At 70.8% G+C, this 15,033-nt stretch carries 19 protein-coding genes, 1 other RNA gene and 1 pseudogene; 9 read left to right on the forward strand and 12 right to left on the reverse strand.

Annotation, left to right across the window (positions count from 1 at the left end):
• On the reverse strand, positions 1 to 801 hold the full coding sequence (locus FDM97_RS08140) for a hypothetical protein (RefSeq protein ID WP_137989580.1): 801 nt from the start codon (positions 799 to 801) through the stop codon (positions 1 to 3).
• Positions 798 to 1,562, reverse strand: a complete 765-nt coding sequence (locus FDM97_RS08145) for a MerR family transcriptional regulator (protein ID WP_137989581.1) — start codon at positions 1,560 to 1,562, stop codon at positions 798 to 800. The genes FDM97_RS08140 and FDM97_RS08145 overlap by 4 nt, the downstream gene beginning before the upstream one ends.
• 96 nt (positions 1,563 to 1,658) lie before the next feature.
• Between FDM97_RS08145 and FDM97_RS08150 the strand changes: the two are divergent.
• Together FDM97_RS08150 and rnpB are read left to right on the forward strand one after the other, a co-directional pair.
• Positions 1,659 to 1,856 (forward strand): annotated as a pseudogene (locus tag FDM97_RS08150) (Uma2 family endonuclease); the annotation flags it as partial.
• 29 nt (positions 1,857 to 1,885) lie between these two features.
• Positions 1,886 to 2,290: RNase P RNA component class A (rnpB, locus tag FDM97_RS08155), an RNA gene on the forward strand.
• Between the two features lie 189 nt (positions 2,291 to 2,479).
• Here rnpB and FDM97_RS08160 read toward each other — a convergent pair.
• From FDM97_RS08160 to FDM97_RS35710, 7 genes are all read right to left on the reverse strand, one after another.
• Positions 2,480 to 3,196, reverse strand: coding sequence for a hypothetical protein (locus tag FDM97_RS08160; RefSeq protein WP_137989583.1), 717 nt, complete (start codon positions 3,194 to 3,196; stop codon positions 2,480 to 2,482).
• 84 nt (positions 3,197 to 3,280) lie between these two features.
• On the reverse strand, positions 3,281 to 3,574 hold the full coding sequence (locus FDM97_RS08165) for a DUF6087 family protein (protein WP_137989584.1): 294 nt from the start codon (positions 3,572 to 3,574) through the stop codon (positions 3,281 to 3,283).
• Between the two features lie 17 nt (positions 3,575 to 3,591).
• A complete protein-coding gene (tgmC, locus tag FDM97_RS08170; RefSeq protein ID WP_137989585.1) occupies positions 3,592 to 4,755 on the reverse strand; it encodes an ATP-grasp peptide maturase system methyltransferase in 1,164 nt (387 codons plus the stop codon).
• Positions 4,752 to 5,711 (reverse strand): ATP-grasp ribosomal peptide maturase, encoded by a 960-nt coding sequence (gene tgmB / locus FDM97_RS08175; protein ID WP_137989586.1) that lies wholly within the window; start codon positions 5,709 to 5,711, stop codon positions 4,752 to 4,754. Before tgmB ends, tgmC begins: the two co-directional genes overlap by 4 nt.
• Before the next feature lie 5 nt (positions 5,712 to 5,716).
• On the reverse strand, positions 5,717 to 5,977 hold the full coding sequence (gene tgmA / locus FDM97_RS08180; protein ID WP_137989587.1) for a putative ATP-grasp-modified RiPP: 261 nt from the start codon (positions 5,975 to 5,977) through the stop codon (positions 5,717 to 5,719).
• A 79-nt stretch (positions 5,978 to 6,056) separates the two neighbouring features.
• On the reverse strand, positions 6,057 to 6,263 hold the full coding sequence (locus FDM97_RS08185; protein ID WP_121832497.1) for a hypothetical protein: 207 nt from the start codon (positions 6,261 to 6,263) through the stop codon (positions 6,057 to 6,059).
• On the reverse strand, positions 6,260 to 6,427 hold the full coding sequence (locus FDM97_RS35710) for a hypothetical protein (protein WP_175439062.1): 168 nt from the start codon (positions 6,425 to 6,427) through the stop codon (positions 6,260 to 6,262). Before FDM97_RS35710 ends, FDM97_RS08185 begins: the two co-directional genes overlap by 4 nt.
• Positions 6,428 to 6,609: 182 nt before the next feature.
• On the opposite strand from FDM97_RS35710, the gene FDM97_RS08190 reads away from it, so the two are divergent.
• Positions 6,610 to 7,866, forward strand: coding sequence for a helix-turn-helix domain-containing protein (locus FDM97_RS08190; RefSeq protein WP_137989588.1), 1,257 nt, complete (start codon positions 6,610 to 6,612; stop codon positions 7,864 to 7,866).
• A 16-nt stretch (positions 7,867 to 7,882) separates the two neighbouring features.
• Positions 7,883 to 8,236, forward strand: a complete 354-nt coding sequence (locus FDM97_RS08195; protein ID WP_137994720.1) for a hypothetical protein — start codon at positions 7,883 to 7,885, stop codon at positions 8,234 to 8,236.
• A gap of 251 nt (positions 8,237 to 8,487) precedes the next feature.
• Here FDM97_RS08195 and FDM97_RS08200 read toward each other — a convergent pair whose 3' ends face one another.
• Complete coding sequence (locus FDM97_RS08200) at positions 8,488 to 8,802, reverse strand: MazG-like family protein (protein WP_137989589.1); 315 nt, start codon at positions 8,800 to 8,802, stop codon at positions 8,488 to 8,490.
• Positions 8,803 to 8,964: 162 nt separating this feature from the next.
• On the opposite strand from FDM97_RS08200, the gene FDM97_RS08205 reads away from it, so the two are divergent.
• Both FDM97_RS08205 and FDM97_RS08210 read left to right on the forward strand, forming a co-directional pair.
• Entirely contained in the window at positions 8,965 to 9,756 is a 792-nt protein-coding gene (locus FDM97_RS08205) for a hypothetical protein (RefSeq protein ID WP_137989590.1), read from the forward strand.
• Positions 9,757 to 9,818: 62 nt separating this feature from the next.
• Positions 9,819 to 10,142 carry a nuclear transport factor 2 family protein gene (locus tag FDM97_RS08210; RefSeq protein WP_137989591.1) on the forward strand — a complete coding sequence of 108 codons (324 nt, stop codon included), beginning with the start codon at positions 9,819 to 9,821 and terminating at the stop codon, positions 10,140 to 10,142.
• Positions 10,143 to 10,231: 89 nt separating this feature from the next.
• Here FDM97_RS08210 and FDM97_RS08215 read toward each other — a convergent pair whose 3' ends face one another.
• Positions 10,232 to 10,987 carry an SDR family oxidoreductase gene (locus FDM97_RS08215; RefSeq protein ID WP_175439063.1) on the reverse strand — a complete coding sequence of 252 codons (756 nt, stop codon included), beginning with the start codon at positions 10,985 to 10,987 and terminating at the stop codon, positions 10,232 to 10,234.
• Positions 10,988 to 11,121: 134 nt separating this feature from the next.
• Between FDM97_RS08215 and FDM97_RS08220 the strand changes: the two genes are divergently transcribed.
• Positions 11,122 to 11,355, forward strand: a complete 234-nt coding sequence (locus tag FDM97_RS08220) for a hypothetical protein (protein ID WP_137989593.1) — start codon at positions 11,122 to 11,124, stop codon at positions 11,353 to 11,355.
• Here FDM97_RS08220 and FDM97_RS08225 read toward each other — a convergent pair.
• Positions 11,342 to 12,343 (reverse strand): Gfo/Idh/MocA family protein, encoded by a 1,002-nt coding sequence (locus FDM97_RS08225; RefSeq protein ID WP_137989594.1) that lies wholly within the window; start codon positions 12,341 to 12,343, stop codon positions 11,342 to 11,344. The two genes, FDM97_RS08220 and FDM97_RS08225, sit on opposite strands and share 14 nt — an antisense overlap.
• A gap of 65 nt (positions 12,344 to 12,408) precedes the next feature.
• On the opposite strand from FDM97_RS08225, the gene FDM97_RS08230 reads away from it, so the two are divergent.
• Both FDM97_RS08230 and FDM97_RS08235 read left to right on the forward strand, forming a co-directional pair.
• Entirely contained in the window at positions 12,409 to 13,668 is a 1,260-nt protein-coding gene (locus FDM97_RS08230; RefSeq protein ID WP_137994721.1) for a Bcr/CflA family multidrug efflux MFS transporter, read from the forward strand.
• A 371-nt stretch (positions 13,669 to 14,039) separates the two neighbouring features.
• Positions 14,040 to 15,023 carry a small ribosomal subunit Rsm22 family protein gene (locus tag FDM97_RS08235; RefSeq protein WP_137989595.1) on the forward strand — a complete coding sequence of 328 codons (984 nt, stop codon included), beginning with the start codon at positions 14,040 to 14,042 and terminating at the stop codon, positions 15,021 to 15,023.
• Positions 15,024 to 15,033 lie beyond the last annotated feature (10 nt).

Here is a 15,033-nt window from a genome sequence, read left to right on the forward strand (position 1 = left end):
TCACGCGTCGGCGACGGCCCGCGCCAGCGCCCGGTGCAGCGCGCGGGCGTCGTCGGCGTGACAGCGCACGATCCGTACGGGCCGGGGCGCGCCGAGGAGCCGGGGCGCGTCGACGGGCTCGGTGAGCTCGATGGTGAGGGAGGTCTGAGCGCCGACGGCGAGATTCAGCTCGCCGTCGGCCTTCTCGTGGGAGAAGCGCAGTTCGTGCCGGACCGCGGCGATCTTCTCCAGCGGGATCCGGAGGTCGACATGCGCGGCCTGCCGCAGCCGGAGGGTCCCGGGGGTGAGGACGTGCGGCCGGGTCACGGAGGCGGCGTGCAGGCCGAGCACGAACAGGACCGTGTACACGTCCAGGACCAGCACGATCGCGTGGACGATCGGCAGGCCGGCGAGCAGGTACGACATGGCGACGGTCTCGACGAGACACACGAACGCGAAGCCGTACATGAGGGCGGCCTGGTCGCGGGCGTGCGGGAAGGCCGTGGCGCCCGCGCGTACGCCGTGCCGGCGGCGCGCCACCCACAGCCCGAGGCTCGCCATCAGCCGCATCTCGTGCCCGATCAGCCGGAGCGCGGGCTCGGGGACCAGTTCCCCGAGGGCCTCCCGCGCGGAGAGCCCGCGCCGCCGGAGCCGGAGGAACACGGCACCGCTCACGACGAGGAGCAGCAGGCCCGCCACCTCGGCGGAGGCGAGAGCGGGCGCGGGTATCCGTACGCCGGCGACGAGGCAGACCAGGAGAACGAGCTCGGCGGGGAGGAAGGCGTACGCGAGCCCGCGCAGAAGCCGGATCGCGGCGGTCATCGGCAACGCTCCTGGACCAGGATCAGGGCGTGGTGGACGGCGGCGGTCTGGGCGGGGGAGAAGTCACCGAAGAACATCTCGGTGAACCGCCCCTGCGGCAGGCCCTGCCCGCCGAGGTCGGTCACCACCTCGTCCGGCAGCAGGTCGGCGAGCGCCTGCGCGGCCTCCGCCACCCGCGGGTCGGCCGGGTCGGCGTCGGCGAGGGCGTCGAGCCGGGCGTACACGTCGTGAGCGCGCGCGACGGCCCGGGGGTCCTCGGTCATGGTGCGCATCGTGTTCATGAGCTTCGCCCGCTCCTCGTCCGGCGCCACGGTGTCGAGCAGGGCGAGCACCTCCCGGTCCTTGGCGGCCATCGGCGACTCGGGGACTTCGCCCAGGCCCGCGAACAGCCCGGCCAGCTCCGCCGACACCGGCCCCTCGGCGGTCAGCCGCCCGGCCCGCGCCTCCCCGAGGAGCTCGGCGAGCCGCGCCCGCCGCTCGCGGATGACGGCCTCCTGCCGCCCGAGATCGGCGTCCAGCTCCTCCAGCACCTGCACCAGTTCCCGCCCCTCGTCGTCGGCGACCACGTCCCGCACCTCGTCGAGCCCGAGCCCGAGCTCGGTCAGCCGCCGGATCCGGGCGAGCAGCACGGCGTCCCGGATCCCGTACTCCCGGTAGCCGTTGGCCCGCCGTGCGGGCTCGGGCAGCAGCCCCAGATGGTGGTAGTGCCGCACCGCCCGGGGGGTGACCCCGACGAGCGCGGCGATCTCGCCGATTCGCATGACCCCAGTACAAACCCTGACGCTGCGACAAGGTCAAGCGTGGTCCGCCGCCCCGCCCTGATCATGTGCCACGATCGAGGGAACGACCCCGATCACAGGGACGCGGCGCGCCGTTGCCACGCCTGGGGTGCCGTCCCGCTCCACCTGCTCGTGGACCGCGACACGTCCACCGTGACGCTCTTCAGCGACCCGGAGGACGGCGAGTACCCGCGGCGGGACCTGGCACCCTTCGGCAAGCCACTGCCTCTCCCCGAGCCCTTCGGCCTCGACCTGGAGACGGCCGACTTCGTCTGAAACGCCAGGTAGCATGACCGTACGGCAGACGAGCCGGGCGGGCGGCCGCGTGGGGATCCTCGGATCCTCCCGAGGAACGTCCGGGCTCCACAGGGCAGGGTGGTGGCTAACGGCCACCCGGGGTGACCCGCGGGACAGTGCCACAGAAAACAGACCGCCGGGGACCTCGGTCCTCGGTAAGGGTGAAACGGTGGTGTAAGAGACCACCAGCGCCTGAGGTGACTCAGGCGGCTAGGTAAACCCCACCCGGAGCAAGGTCAAGAGGGGCCGCTTGGCAACAGGCGGCTCTGCGCGAACGCTTGAGGGCTGCCCGCCCGAGTTCGCGGGTAGACCGCACGAGGCCGGCGGCAACGCCGGTCCTAGATGGATGGCCGTCACCCCGACGACCGCGAGGTCCCGGGGTACAGAACCCGGCGTACAGCCCGACTCGTCTGCCCCACAGGGCCCTGGCCCGCGATATCGCAGGTCAGGGGCCTTTTCTTACGGAATCGTGGGCATTGCTCTACCCCGTCCGTACCGGTTCAAACCGGACCTTGCGGCTACGAAGGTAGCCATGAAAGTAGCCACGCTGGGCGGCTTGGTGTGGGCGTTGGCTGCGCCGGGAGGCCCTCCGTGTTAGGTGTCTACGTCTCGGTGTCTTCCGTTGCTGTCTCGGGGTCGGTGGAATTCTGCTCGTCAAGCCAGGCTTGAATGCCGCCAGGGTTCTGCGCGGGCGCGTCGAACGGGATGATCGGAACAGGGTGCGAGGTGGCCAGCAGAGCCGCCATGTCAGCGGGGAGTACGGCCGCTGAGGGCTCAAGCTCCTCGATCTTGATCAGGAGTCGCTGAAGTTCCTCAGCCATGAAACGCAGATCCAGGTCCGCGTCGGCGACTTGGAGCGTTCCCGTCTCTACGTTTATGAGGCGCATGGGAGGAGCTGGGAATGTGGGCTTGGTGTCCGCCTGCCACTCTTCGACGGTGGGGCGAGGCAGGCTGATGATCCACTCGTCAAGGCGCTCGTCGAAGTGCTCGCTTCCGTTTCGGACTTCGCGGGCCTTCAGCGGGGACGAGGCCTCCACCTCAAGAATCTCTCGTAGAAACGGACCTCGCTTCATCCGCCATTCCAAGCCCTTCTCGGTCCCGTTCGGACCCTTCCCAGGGGCGGGCCATAGAGTCCGGGAGACCTTTCCGAGGAAGGAAAGGAAGTCCTCGAAGCAGACCCAGGCGGCTGGCGGGGCCGGAGTGTTCTGCGCATACGCGATCAGGGCGGTCAGGGCGGCCAGGGCGTAGCGAGTGTCGCGGGCCAGCCACGTCAGATACACCCGCTGGGCCCATGGGTCATCGGATATGTCGTTGCTCACGGGCGTCATTGTGCCGTCGGTGGTCTACCAGGTGGGAGCAGATTTCAGAGGTATGGCATGGGCCGCTACTCTCCCGCCGAGATATCAAGGCGTCGGAGGTTTCCGATGTCTGCCGGTCCCGGGGCCGAGCTTCGGTGACGCCTCAGGAGTGGCGGCAGCCTCGGCGTGGGGAAACAGGATGCGCCGTGCTTCCGCGAGATTCGCCGCGAAGCCGTGCGCCTCCCACAGATGGCCGTTCCACCGCTGGATCGCACGGGGCGCATCGGGGTTCAGATGCGATGCCCTCGGGCCGTCGCCGGTCACGAGGGGGACGGCGCGGAGCTGCCCGATCCTCGCGTCGCGACGCTCGGCCCATTGGGAGAGCGGTTCGTCGTCCATGTCCGGAGCGTAGTGGGTCAGGCGATCCGGTGCTCCCAGCGTAGGGAGGGGACCTGGTCGATCCAGTATCGGTGGGACGCGGGCGTCACACGGAGCCGTACGGAGTCGATCTCCGGCGCCCCGGCGTCCTGCCAGGCGACGAGGGAACGTTCCACGTCGTCCCACAAGGCCACGGGCCCGCCTTGGCGGACGGTCCAGCTCTCGCCGTCGACGACGAACTCGGCGAACGACTCCTTCTCCGGATCGAATAGGTACCGCAAGGGCGACCCGTCACCGTCCGTCGCGCGGACGAACTGAGTGCCGGGCGCGGCCAACTGTGCCAGGAAGGCGGGCATCCATTCCTCAAGGACGAGAGGGGACAGCAGAGCGGGCCGCTCACTGTCCACGTACGCGGTCCAGGCGGAGAGATCGCCAGCCACGGGGGCCACTACCTGGGCCCGCGCCTGCATGAAGGAGGAGCGCCCGACGATCGAGCCCTCGGCGGTGTCGTCATCGCCGACGGCGAGTTTCGCGAGGCCGGTTCCCCACGGCCACGAGCCGACCGTACCGAGGACAACGCCTCCGGGCCTCGTCTGCCTGATCCACGTGTACGGGATGCGGCGGACCGCGCAGGTGGCGATGACCCGGTCGTACGGTGCCCGGTACGGGTGGCCGAGGAGCCCGTCGCCCGTCACCGTCCACGTCGAGAAGCCGGCGGCTTCGAGAGCAGCATCCGCCCGGGTGGCCACCTGTGTGTCCACCTCGACCGTGGTGACGTTGTCCTCGCCGAGGTAGTGGCACATCAGAGCTGTGGAGTAACCGGTGCCCGTACCGATCTCCAGGACTCGGTGACCCACCGTGAGGTCCAGGGTCTCGATCATGCCGACGACGGTGGCCGGGGCGGTCGAGGAGGACGTGGGCACGCCCACGACGGGTTCGCCGGCCTGGTCGGCGGTGAGGTGGCCGTCGAGCTGGGTGGTGAGGGTGTCGATGCTGTATGCGATCTTCAGCCACTCGTCCGGGTCCGTGTCGGCGGCGGTGACGGGCCGCCAGGTCCGCCCCTCGTCCAGGAACACTCCTGGGCAGAGGAACCGCTCACGGGAGACGGTCTCGACGGCCGCACGCAGCCAGGGGGATTTCAGGACGCCTTCGTTCACGAGCACGGTGGCCATGCGGCGTCGCTCGGATGCCGGGTCGGTCATCGGCGGTCTCCTTGTGCGAGTAGGTCGGCGAAGGCAGCGGACATCGGGAGGCCGGTCTCGGTCTCCAGCCACCCCCACTGTCCGTTGGGATTCAGTTCCAGCCACCAGTAGTCCCCCGCCCGGTCGACCGCGAGGTCGAAGCTTCCCGACACCAGATCCAGTCGGTCCAGGTAGGCGCGCAGCGCCTGGTCCACCCGGTCGGGAAGGTGCTCCACGGTGTAGGTCAGTGCGCTGTAGTCCTTGCGCCAGTCCAGGAGGTCGGAGTCGATGCGTACGGCGAACGTATGCCGGCCTACGAGCAGTACGCGAACGTCGGCGACCTTGTCCACGCGGGCCTGGAACAGGTGGGGCGCGACCCGAACGCTGTCGTCGATCTCGTCGGGGGTGACAGGGGAAGCCCATCCCGTCACCGGCACGCTGTCACGCGTGTAGGGGGTCCATCGCAGCGTCTTGAAGATCGCCTGCCTCTGAGCCTGGACGAACTCGCGGGCCTCGTCCGGGGCGTTGGTGACAAGGGTGGGAGGGATGGTGAAGCCGAGTTGCTGGGCGAGAACGAGCTGCGCGGGTTTGTAGTCGGCCGCGGCAATGCGCAGCGGGTGGTTGACCCAGAGCGGGCCGCCCAGGGCGTAGAGGGTGCCACCGAGTCCGTAGCGGACCTGTGCCGCCGCGAACCGGGAGTCGTCAGCGGACAGGTGGGGAAACGTGGGCCATTCCGGGCGGCGCCAGTACACCGACCGGACCTGGGTCACATCAGCGGTTCTCGACGGGGTGCGCACCTGCCCGACCACCGGGGCCGGGCAGGTGCCGAACCGAGCCGAGACCGTGAGGTCCTTGCCGATGTCGGCGGGGTTGAACCGGACCACCGGCACATGGCGCCGGTTGAGTTCGGTGATCACCATGTCGGCGGTGATGTCGTCCGCCTCGGTGGCCACCAGAACCGGCCTCTCCTCGGTCATGGTCATCAGTCCTGCGTGCTGTCCTGATCGTGACCCTGGTCGTTCTGGGAGTCCGAGTTCGTCGTCGTGGAGGTCTCGGTGCCGGAGCTGGTGCCGTGCTTGCCCATCTCGACCACCTGCCCGACGCGGTCGCGGAACACCCCGAGCTGCGTCGTGGGGTCGATGGCGACCGTGGCGTGGGGTCGGCGGACGACCGTCGGGTAGGGCGCCAGTCGGCCCGCACCCCACGGCCGCGTGGGGGAGGAGAGTTCGACAGAGGTGGTCATGAGACTCCTTGTGTTGAAGGGTGTGGTGCCGGAATTCGTCTGCGCCAGGAGACGCGGACGGCGATCTGCGGGCCGCGGCTCAGGGGCGGGCGGCCTGGATGTTGTCGGCCGCGGTCGTCCACTCGACTCCGGACGCGGGCCGGATGTGCGCGATGCGGACCGTGCCGTGGCTGTGGAGCTCGTGTGTGACGGCGACGAGCACACCCTCCCCGCGCGAGGCGATGTCACGGACACGCGTGTCCAGGAGCGGGTGATGCTCGTAGCCGTCGGAACCGACCGGGTTCACTCCTCCGGCTCCTGCCGGGCCTCGACGCGGCGCATGAACCTCTCCCAGCCGCCGGCCGCCCGTACCCGCAGAGCCCGGCTCGGCGCACCAGGCCGGGGCTCCGGCGGTGTGTACGTTCGGCCACTGGCGCCAGGGTTCCTGCGGGGCAGTCCGGAGGTCGTCACGGGGTCGCTCCTCTCAGTGGGAGCTGCCCGGAGGGTCCTTCGGCCTCCGAGCGGCGTGTGACCAGTGAACGACGATCCGTTACCTTCTCCCAGAGCGGACCTCGCGCAATACCCAGGCGTTTTCCAGGCGTTGGCACGTGGCGGGTATGAGTGCGTGAAAGGGTTCTCGTGAGGGGAGACCTATGACGTCGAGGCGTAAGCACTTTGCGGAACGGCGCGCGGCCCGGGGTTACTCTCAGGAGGAATTCGCAGAAGCGCTCTCGGTGGCCGCGTCCACCGTGGTCCGTTGGGAAAGTGGTCGCGCCACCCCGCGTCCCCACCAACGGCCGAAGATCGCAGAGCTGTTGGGAGTGACCCTCCCCGAGCTGGAAGCCCTTCTCTCCGACGAACAGCCGGCCGAGACAGCCGGGCTCTCCGCTGCTCCACCCCTCCTCCATGGTGATGATGACGACATGAAGCGCCGCGAAGTCCTGGGCCTGCTCGCCGTTACGGGTGCGCTGGTCGCTCTTCCCGATCACGGTGAGGCCGCCCGAGGGCGGGCAGTATCGACGCTCTTGGAGACAGGGGACGCCCTACCCCGCAGCCTCTGGCATGTCTACGCGCTATCAGATTCCAAGCAGGTCGTCTTCCCTGCGGTGCGCGCACAGCTCGATGTGATGGCGAAGGGGCTGACCGAGACCCGTACTGCTGTGGAGCGGTCCCGATTGTGTCGGATGACAGCCGACGTCTACCAGCTCGTCGGTGAGCTGTTCTTCGACGCCAACAGGTACACCGACGCCGCGCAGTGCTACACACTGGCCGCCAACGCGGCCTACGCCGGTGGCGCCCACGACCTGTGGGCCTGTGCCATGACCCGCCACGCGTACGTCGAGCTGTACGCGCGCCGCGCGCACGCCGCCCAGCCCCTACTCGCGGCAGCTTTCCACATCGCCCGGAGGGGCGACGACACTCTCTCCACCCGTCACTGGGTCGCGGCCGTCCAGGCGCAGGCGTACGCCGCCGTGGGCGACCTCGACGCATGCAACCGGGCTCTTGACGAAGCAGAGAAAGTGCACGCCCTCGACGGCGCTCACTCCCACAACGGCGGCTGGCTCCGCTTCGACGGCTCCCGCCTGGCAGAGGAGCGAGGAGCTTGCTACCTCCAACTGGGCCGCCCTGATCTCGCCGAGGAAGCGCTCACCACGGCCCTTGCCCAGCCTCTGTCCCTGCGTCGCCGTGCCGCTGTTCTGAGCGACCTCGCCGTGCTCGGGGCGCACAGGCGGGACGTCGACCAGATCGTGCACTACGCGGAGCAAGCACTCGGACTGGCCGACCGGTCGAATTCGGGATTCATCGGCAAGAAGCTGGACGGGCTTCGGGGGCGTCTTGCCCCGCTCATGTCCGATGACCGAGTCTCGACTCTTGATCACCGAATCGCGGCGCTTCCGCGCACCGCATGACGAGAGGGACACGCGCATGAATGACGGCCGGATCTTCCGCGAGGCGTGGATCGACGGTGTGAACAAGCACTACCCCGGCGAGCCCAAGCCCGGCTACGTCACGCCGTGGGACGAGACACCCGCGTGGGAGCGCGAAGCCGCCACCGCCGTGTACGGGCAGGTGCGCGACTTCATCGAGGTCAGCGGCGGGCATGCGGCCCGGCTCACCCGTGAGCAGAAGGGTCGATTCGTCGCGATCTGCTGGACCGCCCAGATGTTCAGGCACTTCGAAAACCCGAAGCCCGGGTATGTTGCCGACTGGTCCGACCTGCCGGTCTGGCAGCGGGAGACGGACGCGGACATCTTCGAACGCATTGAAGGGGCCGTCTGATCTCAGGAGTGACGACGTCCCCGTCCGGGCCGATCCGGGCGGGGACGTCTTGTTAAGTAGCCATCAAAGTAGCCACGGAAGCACCATCCCTGCACGTTTATGCAGGTCATAGCGTTGCGCCGACAGTCCCCGGCGTACAGCCCGGCTCGTCTGCCCTCCGACTCCGAGAAGCCCCCGCCGGGATCACCGCCCGGTGGGGGCTTCTCGCTGCGCCGTCAGCTGGTCACTCCCCACGCCTCACTCCTCACCCCTCACTCCTCCAGGGACCGTTCCGCCACCCGCCGCAGGTGCCCCGCGAACACCTCCGCCGCGTCCGGTGTCAGCGTGCGCAGGGCGACCATCGCCGTGATGATCACGTCGCACAGCTCGGACTCGACGTCCTGCCACGTGTGGGACATGCCCTTGCGGGGGTTCTGACCGGTCGCGCCGATCACCGCCTCCGCCACCTCGCCGACCTCCTCCGAGAGCTTCAGGACACGCAGCAGGACGTCCTGTTCGGGCGGGAGGGTGTGATGCGCGGCGATCCAGGCGGCCAGGCGGTCGACGGTGCTCCAGGGTTCGGTCATGAGGCTGAAGACTGCCAGCTCAACGCCCTCGGTAGGGTGCGCGCATGATATTCGGGCGTGGGCGGCTCCAGGCCTTCGGCCGGGCCCGGGCCGAGGAGCTGGGGGAGGCCGGGGCCCCGGCTGGCGGCGCTCCTCGCCGACGTGCCCCCGGGGCCGCGGTGGGTGGTCGCCGTCATAGTCGGAGCCTGTGTGGAGCGGGGCGCCGACGCCGCCGCCTGTGCGCCCGCCGTGTTCGCGGGGGCGCGGGACGCGTTCGAGGCGGCGGAGGTGTTCCGCGCCCGCTGGCGCGACGCGGGCCGTGGCGAGCTGCCGGCCCACGAGGGTGAGGAGCTGACCGACGAGGACGTCGAACGGGTCGGGTTCGAGCCGGTCATGGCCTGGCAGGCCCTGCCGCAGTACGAGATGGCCTGCGTCGCGATGCTCAACTCCAAGGACGTACGGCTGAAGGCTGCCGGAAAGCAGGAGTTGAGGGCCGTCGCGGCACGCGTGGAGGAGGCCTCCGGCGAGACGTTCAAGTGCCTCTCCTACGCCGTCGCCGTCCTGGACGACGAGCCGCTGGTGGCCCTGGAGCGTGCGACCGGCGCCGGATTCCTGTCGCGCATGTCCGGGATCGGCGACAACTTCCAGTTGCACACCCTCCTCGCCGACGCCGGTGAGGCGCCGTCCCCGAAGGCCGTCGCCCAGTGCAGGGACCAGCCGGGGACGACTCCGACGACCGGGTCCTTCAACCTCGTCGGCGCCGACGGGGAGTGGATCTGGAACGAGGGCAACCCGTCCGACATCCCCGTCGTGGACGGCGTACGCGTCGCGGTCGTGGATCCCGCCCCGTACCGGCGCTCCTGGGACGCGGGCCGGTTCTTCCCCGGGATGACCGGAGAGCTGGTCCTGGAACGCGTCCTGACCGAGGCGGAGGCCGGGGGCCTGCTCGCCCAGGTGGCCGAGTCCGTCCACTGACGCGCGCCACATTCCCGGCCGAGGTCCACGGGGATCCGGGGCGCCCGGTGTACGGGTAAGCCATGACCATCCCCGTGGACAAGCTCAGCGACCCCGCCGTGCGCGCCTTCGTCAGCGCGCTCAACGCCAATGACCGTGTCGCCTTCCAGGCCTCCCTGGCCCCCGGCGCCTCCATGTCCGACGACGGGTCGGACCGGAACCTCGAGGAGTGGACCGAGAAGGAGATCTTCTCCTCGCGCGGCCACATGGAGATCGAGTCCGTCAAGGACGACGGGCACTCGCTCGTCGCCCGTTTCCGCAACGACACCTGGGGCGAGATGCGGACCCGCTGGCGCTTCGTCGTCGAGGGCGGGAAGATCGCCCGCTTCGAGACCGGGCAGGCGTAGCCCTCGGTCGAGCCGGGGCCCCTCGCGGGCCCCGGCCCCGTTTCCCGCCCCGTCTCCGGCCCCGTCTCCGGCCCCGTCTCCGGGCTCCCCTAGCCTCGCCCGATGTACGGCATCGCCGTCGCCATCACCGTCGCGAACTGCACGTTCGCCTCCAGTGGCAGGCCGGCCATGTGCACCACCGTCGCCGCCACGTCCGCCGCGTCCATCACCGGCTCCGCCGCCAGCTCCCCGTTGGCCTGCAGGATCCCCGTCTGCATCCGCGCCGTCATCTCCGTCGCCGCGTTCCCGATGTCGATCTGACCGCAGGCGATCCGGTACGGGCGGCCGTCCAGGGACAGCGACTTCGTCAGGCCCGTCATCGCGTGCTTCGTCGCCGTGTACGCGATCGAGTGCGGGCGCGGCACATGCGCCGAGATCGAGCCGTTGTTGATGATCCGGCCGCCCTGCGGGGACTGCTCCTTCATCGCCCGGTAGGCCGCCTGCGCGCACAGGAACGCGCCCGTCAGGTTCACGTCCACCACCGAGCGCCAGGTCTCGTGGTCCAGGTCCTCGACCGGGACGCCGCCGCCCGCGAACGTGCCCGCGTTGTTGAAGAGCAGGTCGACCCGGCCGAACCGGTCCCGTACCGCATCGAAGAGGGCCGTCACCGCCTCCGGTGACGTCACGTCCGTCGGGACACAGAGGGCGTCCCCGGGCGAGATGGACGACGCCGTCTCCTCCAGCGGCTCCCGCCGGCGGCCCGCCAGCGCCACCGACCAGCCCGCCTCCGCCAGGGCACGCGCCACGCTGCGGCCGATGCCCGAACCCGCTCCCGTCACCACTGCGACGCGCGACTCAGTACTCATGGGCGCGCAGCGTACGGCAGACGTGTGCCCCATGAACTCATCCGTCCGACACGTGGATGTTCTGTACCCGACAACGTGAGGTCGTCCCGCCCCCTCGAATACCGGACGGACAACATCCGCCTGGGGAGGCGTACATGACATACGTTCACCAGCACGGCGACGAACTCCGCGCCGCCGCCCGCCACTTCGGCCGCCGCCGCTTCCTCACCGTCACCGGGCGGCGCGGCTATGTGACGATCGCGCTCGGCGAGGACAGCGCCCGCGCCGACTTCCGTACGGTCGCGGCCGTGACGACCCCGGGCGCCCCGGTCACCACCGCCGCGTCCTACGTCACGGAGGCGGGAGACCCGGGGCTCAAGCCGGCGTGACCGCCAGTTCGGACGGATAGCGGACGCCGATCCGGTCCCGTACCGCGTCGAGCGTCCGCATCACCGCCAGCGAACCGTCCAGCGGGACGAGCGGCGACTCCGTCTCGCCCGCCCGCAGACAGCGCATGACCTCCGCCGCCTCGTGCCGCAGCGAGTGCGGATCGTCCTCGTTCACGTACTCCCGCGGCTCCTGTCCGTTGCGCAGCAGCGTGAACCGCTCAGGGAAGAAGAAGCCGCGCGGGAAGTCGATCCGGCCCTCCGAGCCCGTCACGGACGCGGTCAGCGGCGTGTCCGCCACGATCGAGCAGGACAGCAGGGCGGACGCCCCGGAGGCCCAGCCGAGCAGCATCCCCGTGTTCAGATCGACGCCCTCCGGCGAGAGCAGGGCGTGCGCCTGGACGGAGTCGGGCTCGCCGAGCAGTAGCTGTGCGAACGACACCGGATAGACGCCGAGATCGAGCAGAGCCCCGCCGCCCACCGCCGGATCGCGCAGCCGGTGGTCCGGCGCGAACGGGCCCGCGAGCCCGAAGTCCGCCTGTACGGTACGGATCTCGCCGATCGCCCCGTCCCGGACCAGCTCAGCCGCCCGCCGGATCAGCGGGTTGCAGTACATCCACATGGCCTCCATCAGGAAGAGACCACGGTCCCGGGCGAGCGTGACCAGTTCCTCCGCCTCACGGGCGTTGAGTGTGAGAGCCTTCTCGCAGAGGACCGCCTTGCCCGCCTCCAGGGCGAGCCCGGCCGCCGCCCGGTGCGCATGGTGCGGTGTCGCCACGTAGATCACGTCGACGTCCTCGTCCGCGACGAGCGCGGCCCACTCCCCGTACGCCCGGGATATCCCGAAGCGATCCGCGAACGCCTTCGCCGACGCCTCCGTACGGGACGCCACGGCCACCACCTCCGCGTCCGGCATGGACCGCAGGTCGGCGGTGAACCGTTCCGCTATCCCGCCCGTCGCCAGCACGCCCCACCGCACGGTCCCACCCATGTGCCCCACCCCTTCTCTCGACGAGCTGAGAGCATAGGGAAGGATTCAACGAAATGGAGCTGTCGATGCCGGAGAGCGGCCGGACCACCACCCAGGACCCCATATCCGCCGTACCGAAGGCCGCCGCCCGCCGCGTCGGGCTGCTCGTCACTCTTGTCCTCGGCGGTCTGACGGCGCTGCCGCCGCTCTCCATGGACATGTACCTGCCGGCCCTGCCGGAGGTCACCGAGTCGCTGCGCTCACCCGCCGCGACCGTCCAGCTCACGCTCACCGCCTGCCTCGCCGGCATGGCTCTCGGCCAGCTCGTCGTCGGCCCCATGAGCGACAAGTGGGGACGCCGCCGGCCGCTGCTCGTCGGCATGCTCGTGTACGTCGCCGCCACCGCCGTCTGCGCGCTCGCCCCCTCCGTCGAACTGCTCATCGGCTTCCGGCTGCTCCAGGGCCTGGCGGGCGCGGCCGGCATCGTGATCGCCCGGGCCGTCGTCCGCGATCTGTACGACGGCGTCGAGATGGCCCGGTTCTTCTCCACCCTGATGCTGATCTCCGGCGTCGCCCCGATCATCGCCCCGCTCATCGGCGGCCAGATCCTGCGGATCACCGACTGGCGGGGCGTCTTCCACGTCCTCACCGTCATCGGCGTCCTGCTCACGGTGGTGGTGTGGAGGTTCCTCGGCGAGACCCTGCCGCCCGAGCGGCGGCACGCGGGCGGGGTCGGCGAGGCGCTGCGCACGATGCGCGGGCTGCTCGCGGACCGGGTCTTCACCGGCTACATGCTGGCGGGCGGCCTGGCCTTCGCCGCGCTCTTCGCGTACATCTCCGCCTCGCCGTTCGTCGTGCAGGAGATCTACGGGGCCTCGCCGCAGACCTTCAGCCTGCTCTTCGGCCTCAACTCCGTCGGCCTCGTCGCCGTCGGCCAGATCAACGGCAAGCTGCTGGTCGGGCGGGTCAGCCTGGACAAGGCGCTGGGCACGGGCCTCGGCGTGATCCTGCTCGCCTCTGTGGCGCTGGTCCTGATGACCTCCGGGGTGTTCGGGAAGGTGGGCCTGGCCCCGGTCGCCGCCGGTCTCTTCGTCCTCATGTCGGCGATGGGTCTGGCCATGCCCAACACCAACGCCCAGGCCCTGATGCGGACCCCGCACGCGGCGGGCTCCGCGTCCGCGCTGCTCGGCACCTCGTCCTTCCTCATCGGGGCGATCGCCTCACCGCTCGTCGGCATCGCGGGTGAGGCCACCGCCGTGCCGATGGCAGTGGTCCAGCTGGCGTGCGCGGTCACCGCGCTCGGCTGCTTCCTGGTCCTGTGCCGCCCCTGGCAGCCCCGGGCCTGACGCCTGACGCCTGACGCCCGGCAGCCGGCGGCGAGGAGCGCGATCACGGCCTCACGGCCGAGGGCGGCGAGCACCATGCCGGCGGCGCCGCGTGCGGGCCGTCGCCCGCCGCGGCTCGGGGCGATCGCCGCTGCGGTCGCGCGGCCCGACGGCCGGACGGCCCTCCGGGCCCCGGCGGTTCGGTCCGGCGGTTCGGCTTCGGCGCCGGGTGCGGTCTGTGGCTCAGCCCGGCGGCTCGGGGCGGTGTCGCGGTCCGGTCCGATGTTCGATCCTGCGGCCCCGATGCGGGCGGCGTGGAGCCGACCACCGGTCGGGGCGGTGGCGGGGGACGCGGCACCGGCCGGGATCGGTGGCGCGCCTAAAATGTGGAGGTGAATGCCTCTCCCTCCCTCGCCTCCGGTGACACGCTGCGCGCCTCCCTCGCCGGGCTTCTCGACGGGCTGCCGCCGCGCCAGGCCGCTCAGGCCGTCGAGCGGCTGATCGCCAACTACCGGGGGACCACCCCGACCGACGCCCCCGTCCTGCGCGACCGCTCCGACGTCGCCGCGTACGCCGCGTACCGGATGCCGGCGACGTTCGAGGCGGTACGGGCGGCGCTCGACGCGCTGCGGGACGCGGCGCCCGCGTGGGAGCCGGCCACGCACACCGACATCGGCGGCGGCACGGGAGCGGCGAGCTGGGCGGTGGCCGAGGCGTGGGAGTCCACGGCCCGGACGACGGTCCTGGACTGGGCCGAGCCCGCGCTCGCCCTGGGGCGGGAGCTGGCGGACGGCGTCTTCGACGCCGAGTGGCGGCGGGCCCGGATCAGCGGGGCCCTGAAGCTCGACGACACGGACCTCGTGACGGTCTCGTACGTCCTGAAGGAGCTGACCGAGGCCGACCGCCGGGCGCTCGTGGCCGAGGCGGCGCGCGTCGCGCAGGCCGTCGTGATCGTCGAGCCCGGCACGCCCGACGGCTACGAGCGGATCATCGCGGCCCGCTCGCTCCTCGTCGAGGCGGGGCTGACCGTGGCCGCCCCGTGCCCGCACAGTGGCGCGTGCCCGATCGAGCCGGGCGCGGACTGGTGCCACTTCGCGACGCGCGTGAGCAGGTCCTCGTTGCACCGGCAGGTGAAGGGCGGCTCGCTGCCGTACGAGGACGAGAAGTTCAGCTACGTCGCGGCGACCAGGTTCCCCGTGGTGCCGGCCGTGTCCCGGGTGACCCGGAAGCCCCAGATCCGTAAGGGGCAGGTGTTGTTGGACCTGTGCGGCCCGGAGGAGACGGGCCTGACCCGCGAGACGGTCGCCAAGCGTCACGGGCCCCTCTACAAGGCGGCGAGGGACGCGGCGTGGGGCGACCCCTGGCCCCCGGAATAGCCCGACCGGT

This window comes from Streptomyces vilmorinianum, assembly GCF_005517195.1.
Lineage (GTDB): Bacteria > Actinomycetota > Actinomycetes > Streptomycetales > Streptomycetaceae > Streptomyces > Streptomyces vilmorinianum.